Annotated in this window: 17 protein-coding genes and 1 tRNA gene; 6 read left to right on the top strand and 12 right to left on the bottom strand. The window is 61.8% G+C overall.

Features of this window, described 5'->3' with window-relative positions; genetic code table 11:
* Positions 1 to 157 (top strand): EF-Tu C-terminal domain-related protein (locus AC2FMD_RS15665; RefSeq protein WP_496794672.1); only part of this gene is annotated, 157 nt, incomplete at its 5' end.
* Between the two features lie 1,361 nt (positions 158 to 1,518).
* Here AC2FMD_RS15665 and AC2FMD_RS15660 read toward each other — a convergent pair.
* Positions 1,519 to 2,220 (bottom strand): lysophospholipid acyltransferase family protein, encoded by a 702-nt coding sequence (locus AC2FMD_RS15660; RefSeq protein WP_496683381.1) that lies wholly within the window; start codon positions 2,218 to 2,220, stop codon positions 1,519 to 1,521.
* A 142-nt stretch (positions 2,221 to 2,362) separates the two neighbouring features.
* Between AC2FMD_RS15660 and AC2FMD_RS15655 the strand changes: the two genes are divergently transcribed.
* The 3 genes from AC2FMD_RS15655 to AC2FMD_RS15645 all read left to right on the top strand — a co-directional run bounded on the left by AC2FMD_RS15655 (position 2,363) and on the right by AC2FMD_RS15645 (position 4,378).
* Positions 2,363 to 2,438, top strand: a tRNA-Trp gene (locus tag AC2FMD_RS15655).
* Positions 2,439 to 2,565: 127 nt separating this feature from the next.
* Complete coding sequence (lptF, locus tag AC2FMD_RS15650) at positions 2,566 to 3,705, top strand: LPS export ABC transporter permease LptF (RefSeq protein ID WP_496711310.1); 1,140 nt, start codon at positions 2,566 to 2,568, stop codon at positions 3,703 to 3,705.
* Between the two features lie 82 nt (positions 3,706 to 3,787).
* Complete coding sequence (locus AC2FMD_RS15645) at positions 3,788 to 4,378, top strand: HD domain-containing protein (protein ID WP_496711309.1); 591 nt, start codon at positions 3,788 to 3,790, stop codon at positions 4,376 to 4,378.
* On the opposite strand, the gene speB (AC2FMD_RS15640) is transcribed toward AC2FMD_RS15645, so the two are convergent.
* The 9 genes from speB (AC2FMD_RS15640) to AC2FMD_RS15600 form a co-directional block, all read right to left on the bottom strand.
* A complete protein-coding gene (speB, locus tag AC2FMD_RS15640) occupies positions 4,375 to 5,217 on the bottom strand; it encodes an agmatinase (protein ID WP_496743123.1) in 843 nt (280 codons plus the stop codon). The two genes, AC2FMD_RS15645 and speB (AC2FMD_RS15640), sit on opposite strands and share 4 nt — an antisense overlap.
* A complete protein-coding gene (nspC, locus tag AC2FMD_RS15635) occupies positions 5,214 to 6,383 on the bottom strand; it encodes a carboxynorspermidine decarboxylase (protein ID WP_496711307.1) in 1,170 nt (389 codons plus the stop codon). The genes speB (AC2FMD_RS15640) and nspC overlap by 4 nt, the downstream gene beginning before the upstream one ends.
* A 105-nt stretch (positions 6,384 to 6,488) precedes the next feature.
* A complete protein-coding gene (locus AC2FMD_RS15630; RefSeq protein WP_496743125.1) occupies positions 6,489 to 7,700 on the bottom strand; it encodes a saccharopine dehydrogenase family protein in 1,212 nt (403 codons plus the stop codon).
* 23 nt (positions 7,701 to 7,723) lie between these two features.
* Positions 7,724 to 9,613: a biosynthetic arginine decarboxylase gene (gene speA, locus AC2FMD_RS15625; RefSeq protein ID WP_496743127.1), complete on the bottom strand. Its 1,890-nt coding sequence runs from the start codon at positions 9,611 to 9,613 to the stop codon at positions 7,724 to 7,726.
* Between the two features lie 99 nt (positions 9,614 to 9,712).
* Positions 9,713 to 10,801 carry a DUF1513 domain-containing protein gene (locus AC2FMD_RS15620; protein ID WP_496743128.1) on the bottom strand — a complete coding sequence of 363 codons (1,089 nt, stop codon included), beginning with the start codon at positions 10,799 to 10,801 and terminating at the stop codon, positions 9,713 to 9,715.
* A gap of 3 nt (positions 10,802 to 10,804) precedes the next feature.
* Positions 10,805 to 11,815 carry an imelysin family protein gene (locus AC2FMD_RS15615; RefSeq protein ID WP_496711304.1) on the bottom strand — a complete coding sequence of 337 codons (1,011 nt, stop codon included), beginning with the start codon at positions 11,813 to 11,815 and terminating at the stop codon, positions 10,805 to 10,807.
* Between the two features lie 3 nt (positions 11,816 to 11,818).
* On the bottom strand, positions 11,819 to 13,309 hold the full coding sequence (locus tag AC2FMD_RS15610; RefSeq protein ID WP_496795230.1) for a di-heme oxidoreductase family protein: 1,491 nt from the start codon (positions 13,307 to 13,309) through the stop codon (positions 11,819 to 11,821).
* Between the two features lie 16 nt (positions 13,310 to 13,325).
* Positions 13,326 to 13,811, bottom strand: a complete 486-nt coding sequence (gene bfr, locus AC2FMD_RS15605) for a bacterioferritin (RefSeq protein ID WP_496743131.1) — start codon at positions 13,809 to 13,811, stop codon at positions 13,326 to 13,328.
* Between the two features lie 193 nt (positions 13,812 to 14,004).
* Complete coding sequence (locus AC2FMD_RS15600; protein ID WP_496711302.1) at positions 14,005 to 15,276, bottom strand: imelysin family protein; 1,272 nt, start codon at positions 15,274 to 15,276, stop codon at positions 14,005 to 14,007.
* 254 nt (positions 15,277 to 15,530) lie between these two features.
* Between AC2FMD_RS15600 and AC2FMD_RS15595 the strand changes: the two genes are divergently transcribed.
* On the top strand, positions 15,531 to 16,043 hold the full coding sequence (locus AC2FMD_RS15595) for a ZrgA family zinc uptake protein (protein ID WP_496795229.1): 513 nt from the start codon (positions 15,531 to 15,533) through the stop codon (positions 16,041 to 16,043).
* Between the two features lie 17 nt (positions 16,044 to 16,060).
* Here the strand turns inward: AC2FMD_RS15595 and speB (AC2FMD_RS15590) are convergent, their stop codons facing one another.
* The gene (gene speB / locus AC2FMD_RS15590; protein WP_496683415.1) at positions 16,061 to 17,026 is read right to left on the bottom strand and encodes an agmatinase; all 966 of its coding nucleotides are present in this window, start codon (positions 17,024 to 17,026) and stop codon (positions 16,061 to 16,063) included.
* A gap of 311 nt (positions 17,027 to 17,337) precedes the next feature.
* Here speB (AC2FMD_RS15590) and AC2FMD_RS15585 point away from each other — a divergent pair, with 311 nt between their 5' ends.
* Positions 17,338 to 20,997, top strand: a complete 3,660-nt coding sequence (locus AC2FMD_RS15585; RefSeq protein WP_496743136.1) for a flavoprotein — start codon at positions 17,338 to 17,340, stop codon at positions 20,995 to 20,997.
* Here AC2FMD_RS15585 and AC2FMD_RS15580 read toward each other — a convergent pair.
* Positions 20,994 to 22,166: a hypothetical protein gene (locus tag AC2FMD_RS15580; RefSeq protein WP_496687194.1), complete on the bottom strand. Its 1,173-nt coding sequence runs from the start codon at positions 22,164 to 22,166 to the stop codon at positions 20,994 to 20,996. The two genes, AC2FMD_RS15585 and AC2FMD_RS15580, sit on opposite strands and share 4 nt — an antisense overlap.
* Positions 22,167 to 22,171: the final 5 nt, after the last annotated feature.

Below are 22,171 nucleotides of genomic sequence, written 5' to 3'. Positions count from 1 at the left end.
GCTGAAGGAAGGCACTGAGATGGTCATGCCGGGCGACAACGTCGGCTTCACCGTCGAACTGATCGCTCCGATCGCGATGGAAGACGGCCTGCGTTTCGCCATCCGCGAAGGCGGCCGCACCGTCGGCGCCGGCGTCGTCTCGAAAATCATCGAGTAATTCGCACAAGCGAACGATCAGACGGAAAGGGCGTCCCTCGGGGCGCCCTTTTTGTTTGGATTCAATAATCACGAGACGCGCACAAAAAGTGTGTCGAAAATCATCGCGCGAGGCGCGCTTGCCGCGCCTGGTTGCGGCAGGTGATTTTCCAGGGGAAAATCTGCCGAAAGTAACACGGTGAGAAAACCAAGAAGGCCGCTCCGTGGGGGGGCGGCCTTTTTTGCGTCTGGGGCTCGGAAAACGACCGCTTCGACCCGGGAACCAGAGAGAATTGGTGGTTATGCAGGACACAATCGCCCGCGCATTGCACGACATGTTTTGCCAATGGGGTAGAAGGTTTAGAGACTAACCAATATCGAAGTCGACCAGCGGCGACTCCATGTAAATTCGACAGCCCGGATACAGTACAGAACCCGGTTTTTTGCACGTTTTCACGTTGGTGATTGGACCGCTGGAATTGCGGGAAATATACAGCTCTGTATCGCCGTAGGCGCTGGTTTTTTGGATCTCAGATGGGCGGCGCACCAGACACTAACGTTTTCAGCCCAAGTGATAGTCTCGACCGCATAAAACGCGGGTACATCAGTGGCTGTATACCCGCGAACGGGGGTGACATGATATGCGGCGAGATCATCCATCGGGACTTAGTCGGTCGACAACGTTTCGACATAGGGCCCCTCCTGGCTTTTGGGCAAAATCTCAGGTTGCCAGGGGGTGAAAGCTTCACCTTGAATCAGTAAAACTTGGTCTTGCCGCGTCGCGTTGTTTCGAAATTTAAGTCGTGGATCGAAATAACCGCGCGGGGTGCTTAAGCAAACCTTTTCGATGTACGGCTGAAATTCCAGGAAAACGGTTATATTGTCAGACTGAACGGTCGGGTAAATGAAATCAGATGGCTCGAATGTGGATGCGTCGTAGGGGTCTGCCTTGCCCTTCACCATGCGCTCAATCTGAGCCGCCTGTGCTTTCTGTTTCTGGCTTGGGAGAAATGGACCAACAAAAAGTGCGGCGCAAATTGCCCCCCCAGCGCAACAATAAAAAGCTTTGTAGGAATTATTGCATTCTACTTAAGGTAGATATGAGTGTGTCAAGGGCGCTGGTATTGATCAAGACAGCTCATAGTGCCGTCGAGACCCGTCGGCTTTCTCAGCAAACCGCCTTGCGATCAGTTGCATATTGATGAGCGACGGTTGACGAACGCGACAAATTCCTCCCAGCCTCTGGTGCGCGTTCTCATGCAGAACGTAAAGGCGGCGGCATGCGCAGCGTTTGGGTTCCATGGGGCTTGGAGCAGCATGACCGATATCAGGTCGACGGCCGTGGTTGCGGAGGAAACGCTGCCCAGGGCAAACCGGACGGCCCTATTCCGGCGCCCAGGGTTCTCGACCGACGATCCGGTCTGCTTCGGCGGTGATGTCGTTCATGTGCTGTTCCAGACTGAGACGAAGCGATTCGATCTCTTGTTCCGTCGCCTTGCGCGGGACGGTTTCAGTCCATTCGCGGCACAGGAACACCCCTTCGTTTCGCCAGGGGCGAGGCAGCAGGAGACGATCCCAAGTGCCGGCCTCACGGCCATGGCGCACGGAATATGTGATCCCGAACACTCGTTTGCCCGAACTGCGTGCCCATACCAGCGGAACAGTTGAACAAATCCGCTCGGGTCCTCGTGGGCCGTCTGCGGCTATGCCGATTGAGATGCCCTGCTTCATCTTGCCCAACACTTCGCGCGAGAGCGCCACATGACGTTTGTGGCTGGACATGGCGATGGTGTCCATTCCGAACAGTTTCTGCACCCGCCCCACCATGCTGCCGGCGCGCGCGGCCGAGGTGATGGAACAGATGCGCCCCTTGTCCAGCGGGAAGAAATAGGGGGACTGCGCCAGACGCTGATGCCACAACACCACGATGACCGGCTCGCCCTGTTCGGCCAGCTTGTCCAGCTCTTCATAGCCGATCCGTTGCCATCGCGTGTTGCGATGGACCAGTCGAATATATCCGGCGATGCGCCGAGCCAACCAGTTCAGAACGGCTTCGCTGTCTGCAATCTTCTTGCGCAGGCTCACGGCGGGTATCCTCTTTCTGGCCGAGCCCTGTCTTAGCGAACTGCACGGCCTGCGCAACTTGTTTGTCGAAACCGGAAGGCGCGGGAAACTGCAAAAAGCCTCTTGAGTCCGCCGCGTGGCTGGCATATCTGAGGCGCAGTACAGGGGTATAGCTCAGTTGGTAGAGCGACGGTCTCCAAAACCGTAGGTCGCGGGTTCGAACCCTGCTGCCCCTGCCATTTCCCTTAAATCGACCGTTGCTTTGCCGCCGAACCCACGCGCGCAACGAACGTGCAATCATGGTTTCTTCCGCCTTGCAAATGGCCTATTGTCCGCGTGATCGCAGGAACAGCTGAACGAGGTCACATGTCGCGCTTTGACGGATATTTCCTGCGGCAATTGCTGGTGCTTTTCGGCTTTTTCACCTTGGTGCTGGTGGGGGTCTTCTGGATCACCCGCTCGGTCAGCCTGTTCGAGCGGGTCATCAGCGGCGGTCAGTCGGCTATGGTGTTCCTCGAGTTCACCGCGCTGACTTTGCCGACGCTGATCCGCACGGTAATGCCGATGGCCGTGTTCGCGGCGGCCGTATATGTCACCAACCGCCTGACCCGCGAAAGCGAGCTGACGGTGATGCTGGCCACGGGCTCAAGCCCATGGCGGTTGGGGCGCGCGGTTTTCCTGTTCGGGGTGGTCACAGGGGTGATGATGGCGATCATCAGCGTGTTCCTGCGCCCCGCTTCGGTCGATCAGCTCGAACGGCGCGAATCCGAAGTGGCCGCCGATGTCACTGCGCAGTTGCTGAACGAAGGCGAATTCATGCATCCGGTGCCGGGCGTCACGGTCTATATCGGCCGAATTGATCTGGACGGTACGTTGCACGAAGTCTTCGTGTCGGACCGGCGTGACAGGGCCAATCCGGCTACCTATTCCAGCACCTCGGCCTATCTGGTGAACAACGGGTCGGGCGTGCATCTGGTCATGGTTGACGGGCTGGCACTAAGGCTGAACCGGGCCGGCCGAACGCTTGCATCGACGCGGTTCGAGGATGCCGCCTATGACATCTCGGAGCTGACGCGAAAATCGGACTTGGGACAGCGCAGCATCGAAGCCATCTCGACGGCCGAACTTCTGGGCGACCTGGATACCTTGGCCGCGCAAGAGGGCCATTCCATCGGGCAGTTGGTGGATGAGCTGCATCAGCGGTTCTCGTGGGTTGCGATCTGCGTGGCCGTTGCCATGGTAGGATATGCAACGCTGATGCTGGGCAGTTTTTCGCGTTTCGGTCTCTGGCCGCAGATATTCGGGGCCTTCACGATCCTTGTTCTGCTTGAAGGCGTGCGTGGGTTCGTTTCGCCGATCGTCATCGGCGACCCGCAGTTGTGGCCGCTTCTCTATGCGCCAGCGGCGCTTGGCGTGATTGTGTCGGGAGTGTTTCTGGCCCTGGCTGGCCGGCCGTTGACCCGTAGACGCGGCCGGTCCGATGCGGCTTGTCAGGCGGCGGCCTGACGGAGACTGCGCGGGTCATTTCGCTTTGAGGATGCAATCCGCCGCGCTACTCTCGGGGCAATATCCAACCGAGGGGCGCGCCATGCCAGACAATCGCCACACACCCAACTGGACCAGTTTCGAAGAGGCAACGAAGGCCGATTGGGATGCGGTCATGGCCTACGAGGACGCCTACAACGCTGCCCTGCCGGACCGCATCCTCGACGCCATCCGGTCACTGGACGAGGACTGGACGCCCTATCCGATCAACCGCTACCAGCATTGCCTGCAGGCCGCGACGCGCGCCTACGAGGATGGCGCGGACGAGGAAATCGTGATTGCGGCACTGGTGCATGACGTGGGCGACATCCTGTCGCCCTACAACCACGGCGAGCTGTCAGCGGCGATGATGAAGCCCTACGTGAGCGAAAAGGCTTATTGGATTTTGAAACATCACTGCGTGTTTCAGGGTTATTACTATAACCACCATCTGGGCGGTGACCGCAATGCGCGCGACAAGTATCGCGACAGCCCTTATTGGGAGGACTGCCGCCATTTTTGCCATGAATACGATCAGAAGGCGTTCGACCCGGACTATCCGACCAAGCCGCTGGAGTTCTTCGAGCCCATGCTGCGCCGCATCCTGAACAGGGGCGAGGGGCACATGGAGCTCAACGAAACCGCCGAGGACTAGCAGGAGGCCATAAGGCGATAGACGATCTGCGCGGCGGTGAAATCCCACGCCGCGTTGCCGTCCGGGGCCAGTTCCACCACGTCGAAGCCGACGCAGCGGCGGCCCTTCAGGGCGTGCTCGACGAGGTGCAGCGCCTGATAGTATCCCAGCCCGCCCGGAACCGGCGTGCCGGTTGCGGGCATCAGCGACGGGTCCAGCCCGTCGACGTCAAAGCTGACATAGACCAGTTCGGGGAAATCCTCGGGCAGGTCGACGGCATGGATGTTGCCGGTCACCAGTTCCTCGGCATCGACGTGAAAGACGTGGTGGCGCAGACGGCTCTGGGCCTCTTCCTCGCAGAAGGCGCGGACGCCGAACTGGGCCAGGCGGATACCTTCCTCGGCCAGCAGGTGCATGACCGAGGCGTGGCTATGCTTTTCGCCTTGGTAGGCATTGCGCAGGTCGGCATGGGCGTCGATCTGCACGATGCCGAGAGGCTGACCCAAGGCGCGGGCTACACCCATGACCGCGCCGTAGCTGAGCGAGTGTTCGCCGCCCAGCGTGACCGGCACCTTGCCGGCGCGGACGGCGGCCTCGGTGCGCTGGGCCAGACGCTCCATGACGTCCGGCAGCGGGCCTTCGCAGTCCAGCGGGGGCTCGGTGAAGATGCCTTCGACACAGGGTTCGGTATGCCCGGTGATGCGTTCGAGTTCATTGCTGGCCTCGATTATCGCGGCGGGTCCGCCTGCCGTGCCCGAGCCGTAGGAGACCGTGCGCTCCAGAGGCACCGGGATCACGCGGAACCGGGCGTCTTCGCTGCGTTCGGCCTCGGTCAGTTCGCTGTCGAGGAAAATGCTCATGAAAGCCTCTCTTTGAAGTCGTCGTAGCCGAATTGCCTGATGATCTTCAGCTCATCGGTTTCGCTGTTCCACAGGGCGATCGTGGGCAGGGGCACACCGTTGAACGTGTTGGTCTTGACCATCGAGTAATGCGCCTGATCGAGGAAGGCAAAGCGCTGCCCGATCCGCAGCGGCTCGGCCCAGGTGTAATCGCCGATCACGTCGCCCGCCAGGCACGAGGGGCCGCCCAGACGATAGGTGTGGCCGGTTTCGGCCTCGTCCATCAGGGCGGGGCGATAGGGGGCTTCGATCACGTCGGGCATGTGGCAGGTGGCCGAGATGTCGGTGATCGCCAGATCCATGCCGTTGTGTGGCAGGTCCAGGATTTCCCCCACCAGGATGCCCGCATCCAGCGCCACCGCCTCGCCGGGTTCCAGATAGACCTCGACGCCGTATTTTGTGCGGATGTGTTTGATGAAATCCACCAGCCCGTCGCGGTCATAGTCGCTGCGGGTGATGTGGTGGCCGCCGCCGAAATTCAGCCATTCCAGGTCGTTCAGGAAAGGCGCCAGCTTCGGTTCGACCGCGGCCCAGGTGCGCGCCAGCGGTTCGAACCCCTGTTCGCAGAGCGTGTGCATGTGCAGGCCATCCACGCCTTCCAGCGCCTTGGCGTCCAACTGGCTGACCGGGGTGCCGAGGCGCGAGCACGGAGCGCAGGGGTCGTATTTCGCAACCTCGCCTTCGGAGTGTTCGGGGTTGATGCGCAGCCCGACCTGCCGCCCGGCGGCCTGAGCCTTGGCCAAGAAGCGGTCTTTCTGCGCGGGGCTGTTGAAGATGATGTGATCCGACAGGGCGAGGATTTCGTCGATGTCGGAATCCTTGTAGCCCGCGCAGAAGGTCGCGACCTCGCCGCCATATTCCTCGCGGCCCAGCCGGGCCTCGTAGATGCCGCTGGCGCAGGTCCCGCCGAGATACCGGCGCACCAGTGGCGCCAGCGCGAACATCGAAAAAGCCTTGAGCGCGGACAGGATATGCGCGCCGGAACGCTCGCCGATATCGGCCAGAACCGCCAGATTTCGCTCGACCGCCTTTTCGTCGACGACGAAGCAGGGGGAGGGGACGCGGGTCAGGTCGAAGTGGCGGAAGGCGCCGGCATCTCCGGCCTGTGTCTGCATCAATTGGGTCATGTCCGGCATCTCCTGAAAGTGGAGAGGCCGGGGGCGCTGCCCCCGGACCCCCGGGATATTTTGGGCCAGATGAAGCAGGACGGTCGCGCGGACCGCCCCGAGGGATCAGAAATCGACGGGGCCGTCGAGTTCGTGGACTTGCCAGGGCAGGCCGTGCTTGTTCAGCATGTCCATGAAATCATCCGGGTCGAGCTGTTCCATGTTCCACACGCCCGGCTCGCGCCAGTTGCCCTTCAGCACCTGTGCCGCGCCGATCATGGCCGGGACGCCGGTGGTGTAGCTGACGGCTTGGCTGCCGACCTCGCGGTAGCATTCCTCGTGGTCGCAGATGTTGTAGATGTAGTAGGTCTTTTCGCCCGAGCCGTCCATGGCCTGGCCGGTGGCGATGTCACCGATGCAGGCCTTGCCCTTGGTTTCGGCGCCCAGATCGCCGGGGTCGGGCAGCAGCGTCTTCAGGAACTGGATCGGGATGATCTCGACCCCGTTATGCACCACCGGGTCGATCCGGGTCATACCGACATTCTGCAGCACCTTGGCATGGGTGATGTAGGCATCGCCGAAGGTCATCCAGAAACGGGCACGCTCGATCTCGGGGAAGTGGGTCGAGAGCGACTCGAGTTCCTCGTGATACATCAGGTACATGTTCTTCGGCCCAATGCCGGGGAAGTCGAACTCGACCTTGTGGGTCATGGCCGGCGTCACTTTCCATTCGCCGCCTTCCCAGTGGCGGGCGTCGGCCAGCACTTCGCGCAGGTTGATCTCGGGGTTGAAGTTGGTGGCGAATTCCTGATCATTCTGGCCGCCATTGGCGTCCAGCACATCGATCTGGCGGATCGTGTCCAGCTTGTGTTTCTTGAGCCACTTGGCGAAGACGGATGTAACGCCCGGGTCAAACCCCGACCCCAGAATGGCGGTCAGGCCGGCCTGTTTGAACTTGTCCTGATAGGCCCATTGCCAGTGGTATTCGAACTTGGCCTCGTCCTCGGGCTCGTAATTGGCTGTGTCCAGGTAGTGGCACCCGGCCTCGAGGCAGGCATCCATCAGCACCAGGTCCTGATAGGGCAGGGCAAGGTTCACCAGGATCTCGGCCCCGGTTTCCTTGATCAGCTTGACGGTGTCGGCGATCTTGTAGGCGTCAAGCTCGGCCGTCTTGATGTCGACGCCGGTGCGTTCCTTGACCGACTTGGCGATGGCGTCGCATTTCGCCTTGGTGCGGCTGGCCAGCGTGATCTCGGTGAAGATGTCGGAATTCATCGCCATCTTGTGCACGGCGGCGTGGCTGACGCCACCCGCGCCAACAACCAGTGTCTTGCCCATGGGAAAATCTCCTTTCGCCGGGGTTATTCGTAATAGGTATAGCCGTTGATGCTGTCGCGGTAAGCGCTCATCAGGGTTTTGCGGTCCTTGGCCTTGAGCGTGCCGGTCGAAATCGCCTCGTCCACCATCTTGCGGAAGGCGGCAATGCAATCGCTGGGGTCGAACTCGACATAGGACAGGACTTCGCTGATGGTGTCGCCCTCTTGCTCGTGCAGCAGGTCGAACCCGCCATCGGCGCGCAGGTCGATGGTGACGACATTGGTGTCGCCGAACAGGTTGTGCAGGTCGCCAAGGGTTTCCTGATAGGCGCCGACGAAGAACACGCCCATGTAATAGTCGCGATCTTCGGGCAGGGAATGCACGGGCAGGCTGGGCGAGACGCCGTCAGCCAAGATGAACCGGTCGATCTTGCCGTCGCTATCACAGGTGATGTCGGACAGCACCGCGCGGCGGTCGGGGGCTTGATCCAGCATCTGCAGCGGCACGATCGGGTGCAGCTGGTCGATTGCCCAGACGTCGGGCAGCGACTGGAATAGCGAGAAGTTGCAGTGATAGATATCGGCCAGCTTCTCCAACTGGTCATCCACATCAGTATCGACCTCGTCCGAGGCCGCCAGCGCCTTGATCCGTGCCATCAGCGACAGGTAGATGCGCTCGGCCCGGGCCATCTGACGCAGGTCCACGTAACCGCGGCGGAACAGGGCCCGCAACTCGTTGCGGTAGAAGGTAGCGTCGTTCCAGCATTCCTGCAGGCGGTCGTGGCTGAGATAACCGTTCACCGCCGCCAGATCTGACACAAGGTGGTGGTCGTCGGGTTCCACCTCGGGGCCGTTGGGTGCGTCATAGAGCGTGCTTTCCAGCACGTTGAACACCAGCATCGACGAGGTCGCCACCACCGCGCGGCCGCTCTCGGTCACCAGCGTGGGATGGTCCACTTCGGCTTCGTCCATGGCATAGGCCACGGTTTCCACCACATTGGCGCAGTATTCCTCGACCGTGTAGTTGATCGAGTTCTCGGTCGCCTTCTTCTCGCCCGTGTAATCGACGCCCATGCCGCCGCCCAGATCCAGGTGCGTCAGCGGCACGCCCTCGCGGGTCAGTTCGGTGTAATAACGGCAGGCCTCGCCCACGGCGCGGCGCACGTCGTTCACGTCGGGTACTTGGCTGCCCAGATGCGAATGCTGCAGCTTCAGGCAATGCAGCAGGCCCGCATCGCGCAGCTTGTCGACGACCGCGACCAGCTGATCGGTGTTCATGCCAAAGGTCGACCGATCCCCCGAGCTTTCCTGCCATTTGCCGCTGATCTGGTTGGTCAGTTTCACCCGCACGCCAAGCAGCGGCTCGATGCCCAACTCGTTGAAAACCTCGATGACCGTGTCGGCCTCTTTCGGGCTTTCCAGAACGATGACCGTGTTGAACCCGATCTTGCGGCTGAGAATGGCCAACTCGATGAACTCTGCGTCCTTGACCCCGTTACACACGATCAGCGCCTCGGGGGCCAGACGGTGCGCCAGGGCGATCACCAGTTCGGGCTTCGAACCGGCTTCGAGCCCATAATTGTATTGCTTGCCGAACTCGACGATCCGGTCGACGACCTGCGCCTGCTGGTTCACCTTGATCGGGAACACGCCGCGATAGGACCCCTTGTAGCCGGTACGCGCGATCGCATCGCGGAAGCTTTCGTTGATGTGCGCGATCTCGCGTTCCAGATACGAGCTGATGCGCAGGATCATCGGCGCTTTGATCCCGCGCTGATCAAGGTCGTGCAGAATGCCGGGCAGGCTGATGGCCGCCGCATCGGGTGCCATGGGATTGCGCAGACCGATCTCGCCGTCCTCCGTCACCTCGATGAGACCCTTGCCCCATTTTTCAACTCCGTAGATGGAATGCGGTGCGACGGGCGTCTGTTTCAATCCAGTCAGTCCTTGCGTTGCAGGCGTGAAAATTCCGCCCGCCAATACGGCAGCCGTTCGATTCTTCCAAGTGTAATCTGTTTCGGAGGTTAGCCCAATTCAGATCACGGGTCGAATGGGAACCAGATGGTTGTCCCAGTGGACCCGAGGATGGGCCGATACCGCCGGGGTTGGCCCAGCCAAATGCCCCACATCGCCGTGCCCGGTGGTAAAGACAAAGCCGGATGGCCCAGGGCCCAACCCGCACACGTCGCTGAACGAATGGGCGCGGTCAAAACGGACCGCCTCGGCATCAAAGACGAGCAGCGCGTTGCCGCGCGGGCAGGTGATGGCGACCTGTCGTCCCTCGGCGGAAAAGGCGACACTGCCCGCATAGCCGGCTAGCGTCGCCTGTATGTCTTCCGGCACAGACAGCAGGTGGTAACGGCCACCCCGCCGATGCAGCCCCAGCAGGGCCGGCTTGTGGGAGAAGTCGCCCTGCCACTGCATTGCAAAGGCCAGCAGGCCATCCGCGCGAACGGCCAGATGTCGGATCGAATTCTTGTGTAGCGCCGCGGGGAGTTCGACCTGCTCCAGAACCGATCCGTCGAGGCTGACATAGGTCAGGTTCGAGCGCATGGTCGGCAGGTTCAGCTTGGTGCGCCCTGTGTCCGGATGGGTTTCGATGCCGCCGTTGGCGATGGCCAGAGACTTGCCGTCGGGCATCAATACCACGTCATGGGGGCCGACCCCAGACGAAGAAAACTCGCCCATCCGGGCATAGCCCTCGGCCGCGTCCCAGACGCCGATGACCCCGGTGCCTGCCTCGTAGTCGTTTTCGGTGGTGAACAAACGGCGGCCGTCGGACGAAAACGCGCCGTGGCCATAGAAATGACGCCCGTCCGGCGCCTTGAGCCGGGCCAGTTGGTCCCCGGTCGCGCAATCGATCACCAGCGCAAACCGCCCCGGACGGCGCGCGAATGCAACGGCCCGCGCGAGATGCGGATGGGCGGCGGCGGCGTGCCCGCGGTCGGGCAGGGGGATCGAGAACCGAACCTCCCCTGAACTGGTCAACCCGACCAAGCGGTACAACCCATCTTTCAACAAGGCGGCTGACAGAAAGTCGGGCGAGCCGACCGACGCCCAGCCAGGCAGGGGGGCAAGAGCGGCGGCTGCCAGACCGGCCAGAAATCCTCGGCGGCTGGTCATGGGTCAGTCTCCGTCCAGCGAATTGAACCCGGCGCTGATACCCAGGGTCGGACCCAGCTGTGCGGCGGCAAGGCTGCGGATGTCGTTGATCGACTGCCGTAGCGCCTCGACCCGAAACCGCCCCTGTGGCTCGGCCACGCCGGCCAGCGCGGGATCATCCAGCGCCTGCGCCCGGGCGATGCTGCGGGCAAAGGCATCGTCCAGCGAGGCCGCAATCTGCGGGTGGTCGGCCGCCAGTCGCGCCGCCAGATCGCGCAGCGCCACCAGCGACAGTTCCACATGCCGCAGAGACCGCAGCGACCTGCGGGCCTCGGCCCGGTTGGGGCGGGGGCGGTCGAAACTGCCCATCGGGCGGCCCAGACGGGTATCGGCCGTGAATTCGAGCCCGATGACAAGGGCCTTGTAGAGCTCCTGCAGGGCTTCGTTGGACGACCGATAGGGGCTGTCCGGCCCGGGTTGGGTAATGATGCGGGCATAGCCGTGCCAGTCCCGGTCGATGGCCCGGGTGGTGCGATGGATGTCGGCGGCGATGGCGCGGATCAACCCGCAGCGATAGGCCGCATCGCCCTGATCGGCAAAGGCCGGGTCGTACAGCATCCTCTCGAGCGCGAGGAATCCGCGCCCGGCGATCGAGGTTTCGGCAAAGGCATCGGGGTCGGCAATGGCCGGGTCTTCGGCCGCGATCATCGCCGACAGCGCCTTGGGCGTGAACCCTTTGCTGTCGGGCCAGAAGGCCAGGGCAAAGGCACGGTTACCGACTTCGGTCGGGCCGAACCGCAGGTGGCTGGCGGATATCCAGGCGTCGAAGGCGGCGTGATAGGCCGCGCGCAGATCGGCGGACCCCGGCGCGCAGTCGGCGCGAGCAGTGGCATCCAGCGTGGCCGTCGCTTCGACAAGGTGGTCGAAACGCGGCAGGACATGGGCCTTGGTTACGTCGACCAGGACCGCATCGCGGTTCTGTGCCACCGTGCAGAGCGGGATCAATGCGGAAAGGATCACGGCAATCAGGCGCATCGGTCACAGACTTTCGAGGAACCGGATCAACGCATCGCGGTCGGGCTTGGGCATGGAAACGACCGCTTCGCGCGCGGCTTGGGCCTCGCCCCCGTGCCACAGGACCGCTTCGAGAAGCGAGCGCGCGCGGCCGTCATGCAGGAACTGAGTGTGCCCCGAGACCCGTTCGGTCAGGCCGATGCCCCATAGTGGCGCGGTGCGCCATTCGCGGCCCGTGGCGCGGGCCTCGGGGCGGTTGTCGGCCAGTCCCTCGCCCATGTCGTGCAGCAGCAGGTCCGTGTAGGGCCAGATCAGCTGGAAACTGTGCTCGGGCCGGTCGGGCAGGCGGTGGGTGACGAAAGCGGGCGTGTGACAGGACGCGCAGCCAATGGTGTGGAACACCTCTTTCCCGCGCAGAACCTGCGGGTCATCCACATCGCGCCGGGCGGGAACGCCCAGGTTGCGGCTGTAGAAGGCCACCAGATCCATGCCCTGCTGGTCGATCTCGAAGCCGCGTTCGTCGCCGTCACCATGCGGGGCGGCCTGGCAATCGGCCTGCGCCGGGGTGCAGTCGCCAAAGGGCGCGGGGTAGAGCGGGCTGGAAATGCCGATATCGCCGGCGAAGGCTGCGGCTGACTGCTCCATGATCGTCGGCATGCCCGCCTTAAGCCCGAACCGGCCCAGCATGGGTTCGCCGAATTCCCTCGACCACACGATGTTGGGCCGCCCCGAGATCCCGTCTCCATCGGTATCTTCCGGGTCGGCCTGGGCCAGGATGTCCTCGGCCGGGATCGCCTCGAGCAGGCCCAGACCGATCATTTGCGGCGCAACGCGCGGGCTGAGCATCGCGTCAGGGTGCAAAGGCCCATAACCCAGATCGGCCGCTCTGTAGGTGGGCTTGCGCAGCGACACGGTTTCGCCGCCGGACAACTCCACCGGTATCTCCTCGTAGGTGATGTCCAGCCGGTACTCGGCCTTGTGGCCGGGCAGGGCAAAATCCTGCATTTGGCCGCCATAGGTGGGTTCGGGCAGGGTGGCGAGATAACCCTCGATCCCTTCCGGCGCGTCTGCGGGCGTCCCGGGGATGGAAACGCGCAGGAACATCGAAATGGCGTTGTCCTCGGGTCCGGCAGGGGGGTGGCCACGCCCGTCCTTGATGTGACAGCGCTGGCACGACCGCGCGTTGAACAGCGGTCCCAGCCCGTCCGAGGCCAGGGTCGAGGACGGGGCCGACACCCAGACCTTATTGAACAGCCCGTTGCCGACCTTGAAATCCAGCTCCTGCTCAAAGCTCAGGTTGGCCGAGGGTTGCGAGAACGCATCCGCATCGGCACGAGCGCGCACCGTCGCGGCGCCTGCCGGCAGGTCTTCGTAGCGCTGGGGCTGCGTGAAATCCGACGGCGCCGCGGTGGCTGCGGCGATACGTGCCCTTTCAGCGTCGGTTCGGGGGAGAGGGGTCAGGTGGGTGTCCCGCAGATCCTGAGACAGGGAGGGGGTGGCTGCAAGAACGGCCACCACGAAGAGGCCCGCCTTATTCGGCCTCGTCCATTTTCGATGTATTGAGTTGCGCATAATTTGCTTCGCCAAGCCTTTCATACAGGTCAAGCTGGGTTTCGAGGAAATCGATATGCCCTTCCTCGTCCGCCATGAGTTGTTCAAACAGCGCCATCGACACAAAGTCGCCGGCCTGTTGGCAGTATTCGCGCGCTTCCTTGTGCAAGGCCCGAGCGTCGATCTCGGCCGGCAGGTCGCATTCCAGCGTTTCCTTGGTCGTCTGACCGATACGCAGCGGGTCGAGCTTCTGCAGGTTGGGGTGGCCGCCCAGGAAGATGATCCGTGCGATCAGCTTGTCCGCGTGCTGCATCTCTTCGATGCTTTCCTCGCGGCTTCTCCTGGACATGTGGCCCCGGCCCCAGTCCTCTTGCAGGCGGTAGTGCAGCCAGTACTGGTTGACCGCCGTCAGTTCATGCCGCAGGGACGTGTTGAGGTATTCGATGACCTTTGGATCGCCTTTCATTTACGCTCTCCTGTGTTGACCCCGCACGAAGAGTCCGGAGTTGCATGGGCACCCCAAGGGTATCGGTTGTGCGCATCGTTTCGAGAAACAGTGGCATGCAGCCGCCGCAATCTGCCGATTTCCCCAGAGCGTGGTAGATTTTTCCCGGCGTGAAGATCGCTTGCGGATCTGCCGCGCTCTGGCTGGTGGCGTTTCAGTGAAAAACGGCATCAGGGTTGTCGAGGCTGTCAGACCCCTCGAACGCGATCTGGTCCAGATCCAGCGCTGTCACGATCCGCTCGATGGTCTTGGTCTGGTCGATCAGGGCGTTGACGCCCCCCATGATCAGCGCTTCGCCACCCGCATGGCCGCGTTCGAGCATCTGGTCATAGGCCAGCCCGGCTTCGGCCGTGGTCTTGATCCGGCCCAGGGCCTGCATCGTGTTGGCCAGCTTGGTCTTCATCTCGTCGTCCAGTTCAGGGGCCGAGGCCAGAACCAGATCCGACAGGGAGGGACCGGAAACCAACGTGCCGTCGATGCGGACATAGCTGCCCAGATACACGTTCTGGATGCCCAGCCCGTCATAGTAGTGGCTGTTGTGGGTGTTGTCCGAGAAACAGTCATGTTCCTCTTCCGGGTCGTTCAGCATCAGGCCCAGGCGCATCCGCTCACCGGCTTGTTCGCCGTAGGACAGCGACCCCATCCCGGTCAGAATCGCGGTCAGACCAGCGCCTTCATTTTCGAACAGGGCTGCGCGGGCGGCGCCGCCATCGTGCCATTGGGTGGCCATCCATTCCAGGTCATTGACCAGCAGATCGGTTGCGGCCTGAAGGTATTGCGCACGCCGGTCGCAGTTCCCGTTGGTGCAGGCATCGCCCTGCGCATAGTCAGTCCACGGGCGGTTTCCGGCGCCGGGACCATGGCCGTTCATGTCCTGTCCCCACAGCAGAAACTCGATGGCGTGATATCCGGTGGCCACGTTGGCCTCGATCCCGTCCGCCTCGTGCAGGGTTTCGGCCAGCAGAGTCGGGGTGATCTCGCTTGCATCGATGGTTTCTCCCGACAGTTGGAAGGTCGGGTTGGCGATCACGTTCAGGGCCGCAAGCGCGTTTTCGTCGGTGGCCCCGCCATGGGCCGCATCGACATAGTCGATCAGGCCTTCGTCCAGCGGCCAAGCGTTCACCTTGCCTTCCCAGTCATCGACGATCGGGTTGCCGAACCGAAAGACCTCGGATTGTTGATAGGGCACCCGAGCCGCGATCCAAGCCGCGCGGGCGGCCTGCATGGTCTGGGCCGAAGGGCGTTCGATCAACGCACCCACGGCCGCCCGCAGGCGGTTGGCTGCGGTCAGGCTGTCTTCGTAAGTGGCTTGGGCGATATCGGCATAGGTGTCCAGCACGGCTGAGGTCGCCGGAGCGCCTGCGGCTGATGCGGCCGAGGCGATCAGCAAGGTCAAGGTGCTGGCGGCGGAAAGAAAACGGGGCATATTTTCGGAGTCCTGTTTCAATGAAAATTCGGCGCGCGAAGTCGATGCGCGGCACCGAATTACTGAGTTAAATTGTCAGGTATGTCAATCTGAGTTTTTTGTCAGCTTTTCGGGCGCGGCGATGCCTGGGCTTTGCATGGCCCGCCTCACTCGCCTCCCCATATCCGGCGAGGCTGAGACCCGCCGTTCTTTATTGCCTGACGGTCCGGGCCGGGTAGAATGATACGGTGATTTCGGGGTGAGTGGTGCCGGTCGTGTTCAAGTATCTGGTGGTTTCTTTGCTGGTTCTGTCCACCGCATCCCGGGCGCAGGAGGCCAAAAGCGAAACGGGTCCCGCAACGCTTAAGATCGGCATCCACGCCATGGACCTTACACTGTCTCTCTCGGTGCCCGGTCTGGATATCGTCGGCTTCGACCTGCCCGCGGGCGACAATGCCCAGCGGGCCCAGGTGGCGGCGGCGGTCTCGGAACTCTCGCTGCCGCTAAAACTTTTTGTCGTGGCGCCCGAGGCGGACTGCGTCACAGTTTCCGCCAATGTGGCGCTTGTCGAAACGCCCGGCGGCGAGGGCCGCAAGGCGCCCGAGTTCGAGGCCGAGTATCTGATCCGTTGCCGCGACATCAGCGCGATCAGCGCCCTGCGCACCGCCTATTTCGACCGATTCCCCAAGGCCCGCCGTCTGGTTGTGCTCGTCCGGTCCGAAACCGGCACGCGACGGTTCGACCTGACGCGCCAGAGCCCGGCAGCCGATCTGTCCGGGTTGACCTGACTCCAGCCATTCGGGTTCTAGGTCCTTTCGTGAAAGATGAAGCCTAAAAAGTTCAGCAGAATTTGCGCGGCCAGAATCTGGGTGCTTTCCGTTGGGTCATAGGCCGGAGCAACCTCGACCAGGTCGATGCCGACGACATTGCCGTGGCGGGCCAGCCCCTGAAGCAGTTCCAGCACATCATAGTACAGAAATCCGCCATGGCTGGGCGTTCCGGTGCCTGGCGCGATCGAGGGGCAGAAGGCGTCGATATCGATCGTCACATAATACCGTGCCCCGGCGGGAATGCGGTCGAGAACTGCTGGTGTTCCCAACTTGCGCACTTGCCGGACCGACAGGATGTCGGACCCGCGGGCGCGTGCGTCTTCGTATCCGTCCCGAGCGGTGGACGAGACGTTGCGAATGCCCAGTTGCGTCATGCCCGAGACATAGGGCTTCTCGATCGCGCGCCGCATCGGGTTGCCGTGTCCGGCCGTCACGCCGTGCCGCTCGTCCACAAAGTCCAGATGGGCGTCGATCTGGATCACATGGATCGGTCCGTTGCGGGCGCAATCATCGGCAAAGGCGTTGATGCAGGGAATGTTGACCGAATGATCGCCGCCGATCACGACCGGCAGCGCGTCTGCCTTCAGTATCTTGCGCACCCCGTGTTCGATGTTGGCATGGCTGGCTTCGGTTCGCGTGTGGATGATGTCGGCATCGCCCAGATCGACGATGCGCACGTCGCTGCCCAGATAGGTGGCGTCGTCTTCGTGGTCATAGGCGCCTGCATGGCCAAAGCTGAACAGGGTCGAGGCCTCGCGCACCGCCCTCGGGCCGAAACGGGCGCCACTGCGGTACTGGCATCCAAAGTCGAAAGGAGCGCCCAGAATGGCTACATCCGCGTCGATCCGGTCCCAATCCTGCACATAGGGTTTCTTCGCAAAGGTCGGAATGCCCACGAAAGGCAGGTTCAGGCGACCGGTCTCGTATCCGTGATCTGACATCTTGGCTCCGTTTGTTGCGTGCGCTGGCGGCGATCACGAGGCTAACAGCAACGTTGGCGCAATCAACACGCCTGTCGCGGGCGGATCCTGAGCAGACATATAAGGAACAAATATCAGTGATTTTGCTGCCATTATGCATTAATCTAGCGCGATATGGCTCATTTAGCGTGTGCGTAATTTGAAGGTGGCACTTTCATTTGCCGGTCCGCGGGTCTGGGCCTTACGATTGGGCAGATCCGCCGTTTCCGATTTCTGGAACGTGAAAACCCGACACAAGAGATTGCGCCATTTGTTTGGGGAAGGGAACGGCCATGACCACGGAAGCGATTTCAAATTCTAAGCCGATCAACGCCACTGCGGAAGACTGGAGCAAGATCTTTGCCGTTCTGCCCAGCGACTTGGCTAAGAAAAACCCCGACCAGTTGCAGAGCCGTTTTGAATTGTTCGAGGTGACCGAGGATGCGGTCCTTGCGCCGGACGGAATGTATGTCGTGCTGGAAGGGATCGTGAAGCTGCGGCAGGGCGGGGTCAACCTGGCGACGGCCGATGATGGTGACTATTTCTATGAGGAACATCTTGAAATCCCGGATCTCCCTGTCAGTCTGCAGGCCGTCGCGCTGCCGGGGACGCGGATCGCCTATCTCTCGCGCGGCAAGTGGCATGAAATTCCGTCCGAGATCCGCGCCGAGTGTTTCGCGACCCTGTTCGGCGATCTGGTCAGCGTGCACCTGCAGAATTTCCAGCAGCCGATCAACTGCTGCAGCGTGACCGCGGCCGCGCTGAGCATGTCGGCGCTGGGGTTCAGTTGCGAGGTGAACGACATCTTCCGGGTCTGCGAACTACCCACCAGCTTTGTCGTCAATGACGGCATCTCGCTGGGTGAACTGTTCGACGTGGCCTGCACCTATATCCATTCGCAGGGTCTGCGCGACCTGGTGCAGGTCCAGGCCTATTTCATGGACGAGGCCACGACCTCAGTGCCGCTGCTGCTTGAGGCGATTGACGAATCCAATCGCCTGGGCGGGGACAACGACATTCTGGTGGCGAATTTTCAGGTTGGGGTCGCGCATGGCAAGCCCACCATGCCCGGCGGCCATTTCGCGGTGATCGCCAAGTGCAACCCCAGCACCGGTCTGGTGCACATGATGGACGTGCATCCCGAAAAATACGGCAAGCTGTGGGTCACCACGATCGACCGCTTGTACGCAGCCATGTCCGACCGAGACGGTACGTCAATGCGGGCGCGCGGTCTGTTGCGGTTTTCCGCGCGCGAGGCGGTCAAGACGACGTTGCAGACCTTCCGTCAGGACTGCAACTACGTGGACAGCACCCGGTATCTGGCCCGAGACCCCAAGAAACGCCGCAACCTGTTCCGGCGGGCCAGCCCGAACATGAACAGTCTAGGCGTTCTGGCCGAAAGCCTGCAGATTCTTGGCGATGTCCAGGTCACCGAAGACAAGCTGCTGATCGCGACCCAGACCTCGTACACCGAGGCGCTGAGCCGGGTATCGACCGCCAAGAAGATGAGCGAGATGGCCCAACGGTATCTGGCCGGCACTTCCGAGGTGCATATCGGCAGCACGTTCCGCAGCTATGCGGAGCGACCCGGGAAGGACAAAAGATCGCCGCAAGACTGGTTCCGGGATCAGCTGCGCAGTCTGAACGAACATGAGGGGCGCCACCTGATGATCAACATCGACTTCAACCGCGTGTTGGGGTTCGAGGTGATCCGGCCGCCTGAAAACGTGTTCCGCGAGACGGCGCTGCTGGAAGAGTTCTGGTGCCTGTGCATCGCATATGACGAAAAGGCCGACCTTGTCACCGTCGTCGATATGAGCCCGGCCACGTCGCAGGTCTGGCAGGCGCCGCGGGGGCATATCTTTCGCGGGCTGCGCGACCTGAAAAGCCCGGCCATGCTGGTGATCGAGGAGACCCAGCCCCCGGAAGACCCCAGCGACGTGGCGCGGATTGTCCGAGAGAACCCGCTGGTTCTGTTTTACGAGGACGAGGACCCGTGGTCGCATATGTTGAAGAACATCCTGGCCAATATCGGCGCGACCTCCGTTAGGCTTGTCGATGTCGCTGGGCACGGGGCCAATGCCATGAAAATGCGCCGGCAACTGGTGGCGGAAAGCAGTAAGGAAAAGGTGCCTTATCTTTTCTTCAAGGGGAAATGTCTGGGCAAGCGCAGCGACATCGTCGACATGATCTTGGACGGCAGCCTGCAGGAAGAGATGAAGAAGGCTGGTCTGCCGGTCTTGCTGCGCCAAGAGTCGCCGAGCCTCGACAAGAACATCTTCGGCTACCCCAAGGGCGGGTTGACCGCGCCGCCGAACGGGCGGCGGAACGTTCTGTTGTGCGCCTGCGGCTCGTCCGCGGCCGACAAGGTGCCGGAACTTGTCGCCCGGATCACCAAGGCGGGCCACAACGTTAAACTGATCCCCTCGGTCGCCGCCGAGAAATTCTTTCGCGACATCGGATCCGACAAGGACGCCGAGGCCCGGAAAGCAAAGCGGAACCGCAAAAAGTCCAAGACCCAGAAGGTCGAGGACTACATCACCCACAACGATTACTACCGTGACGATGACGAGTGGAATTTCCGCTATACCGAGTTTGCCATGCCGTTGCGCGCCTCGCATCTGGCTTTGTGCGACTGGGCCGATTGCGTGATCGTCGCGCCGGTCACCTGCAACACGATGGGTAAAATCGCCAACGGCATTGCAGACAACCTGCTGACCTCGGTTTTTGTGGCCTGGCAGTACCGCAACAAGCCGGCGATCCTCTGCCCGGCCTGTAATACCAACATGTGGAACAACGTCACCACCCAGAAAAACGTCGAAAAGCTGCGCGATCTGGGGATCGATCTTGTCGGTCCCCGCAAGGGGCGCCTTTCGAACGGGATGATGGGCATCGGAATGATGGCCACGCCCGACCAGATCATGGAGGTGTTGGAAGAAGCGTTCGAAGAGCTGGAAAACCACGAACACAACATCTGCAAATGGGCGCAGGAGGCCGCGGCCTCGGACGATTTCAAGCGGTGGGAACCCGTGCTCAAGGCTATCGACGACGGGATTGCCGGCATCGACATCGTGGACGACAACAACGGCGACACGCTGCTGCACTATGCAGCCGGCGGCGAGGGCGAACTGACCGAGAACGGGCAGGACCTGGGCAAGCCGGACATCGAGGCCGCCAAGGCCCTGATCGCCCGCGGTATCAACGTGAACGCAACCAACGATCACGGCTTTACCAGCCTGCATGTGGCGGCGATGAACAACTCGGCCGAGATGGTCGCAACCCTGCTGGCGGCGGATAGCATCGATGCAAGCCCGCTGATCCATTTCCTGCAGGATCCGGTGCGTTCCAGGGGCATCAGGGTGTCGGACGAGATCCGCGCAATGTTGGAAAACTGGGCCAACACCCATGGCCTGTCAGAGCCGGAAGAAGTGGAAGACGAAGACGACCTGATCGAAGACCGCGAGAAGACCTATCTGTACTTCACCTACGGATCGCTCAAGAAAGGATTTCCGAACCACGACGCGCATGCGGATGTGCTGGATGATCTGGTCGGGCCTGCGATCACCCGGCAGCCGATGCCCCTGATCGTTCCCAAGGAGCCGTTCTGTGACAACCCGAACTGTGCCTATCTGCACCGCATGGCCACGCTGGTCGACCGCAAGGGCACCGGGCGTCCGATCAAGGGCGAGGTCTATCGGGTCACCTCGGGCGGGTTGAAGGAGTTGGACAAGCTCGAGGGCTTTCACGGGCCGGGCGCGGCCGACAACGTCTATGTCCGCAAGCGGATCAACGTTCTGATGGATGGCGTGAAAAAGCCCGCCTATGTCTATGTCATCGCCAATCCGGAAAAATACCTGGCCGATCTGGAGCGCGGCACGTCCGAGTTGGTGGACGAGTATACGATCGACATGGCGACGGGCACACTGAAGCCGGGGTACGAGGCGGTGACCTAACCGCTCTGGTGCGCCACTGCCGGGGGCGCGCCGGTGGCCGGTCGCGCCTTCACGCTGAGGTTCCAGCCGGTGATCGCGATCATGCAGATCAGGACGAAGGGCCAGAAGGCGGCCTTTGGGATCAGATTGTCCCTGTAGTGGATGACCCACAGCGACGGCGCGGATTCCGAGGCGAACAGATAGGTGTTCACCGAGACAGCCAGCAGCATGAAATACATCAGGAAAAAGAACGATTCCATGTAGATGACCGGCGACCCGGCAAAGCCTTCGCGCAGTTGCACATGGGCCAGCAGGATCACGAAGAACAGGACCGAGCAGGTTCCGATCACGCCCGATGTGCTGAAATCGTGCCGCTCGACCAGGCTGGGCTTGCGCGTAACGGTCATCACCGCGCCGAACAGCAGCATCGTCACCACGATCAGCGGAATCATGTGCACCACGAAAGCGTTGGCGAAATTGCGTTTGATGACGAAATTATAGTGCAGTTCCGGAAGATTGGTCTGAAACTCGTTCTCGCCGATGCCCAGCGTCGTATCCAGATCGGACAATTTGTAGTCGAAATAGGTGTTCTCACGCTCCCACGTCCCCATGACGATGCGGTTGTCGATGCCAAAGATGTCCTGCGGTCCCGTGGCGGGGTAGGCGGTGAAATCCGGTACCAATGCCACGTTGACGTCGAAGCGCCCCGGCCAGAACCGGACCCAGACGGTTTTGTGATCGAACGGATAGCTGGTGTAGTCGAAAGACTGGCGCAGGGTCTGTTCGAAATACCACCCGATCAGCGTACTGCCGTCCCTTTTCATTCGGTAGGCCTCTTGGATCACGCCATTCGCGACATCGACCGCTTCGGGCAGGAGAAAGCCCACCTCGTCCCGGTCCGGCCGGATCGCATCGTGTTCGCCATCCAGATAGTGCTGCCAGACATAGCCCGAGACCCGCACGTCGCTGGCGCCTTCGAAGCTGAAGCTCTTGATGAAGATGCCGGTCTTGACCCGCAGGTCCGGCGCGTTGTCCAGCCCGGCCAGAAAGGTATCGACGGCGGCCACATCCGGCAATTGCGTTGGATCGTTGTCAAACCGGTTCAACGCGACCCAGAGCTTGAACAGAACCAGCATCAAGACGGCGGACAGGATGCCCGACAACAGCCAAACCTTTTTTTCGATCGTCATCCGGG

Source organism: Ruegeria sp. BHSC276 (assembly GCF_059612945.1).
This window is presented reverse-complemented; position numbering and strand designations above follow the sequence as displayed.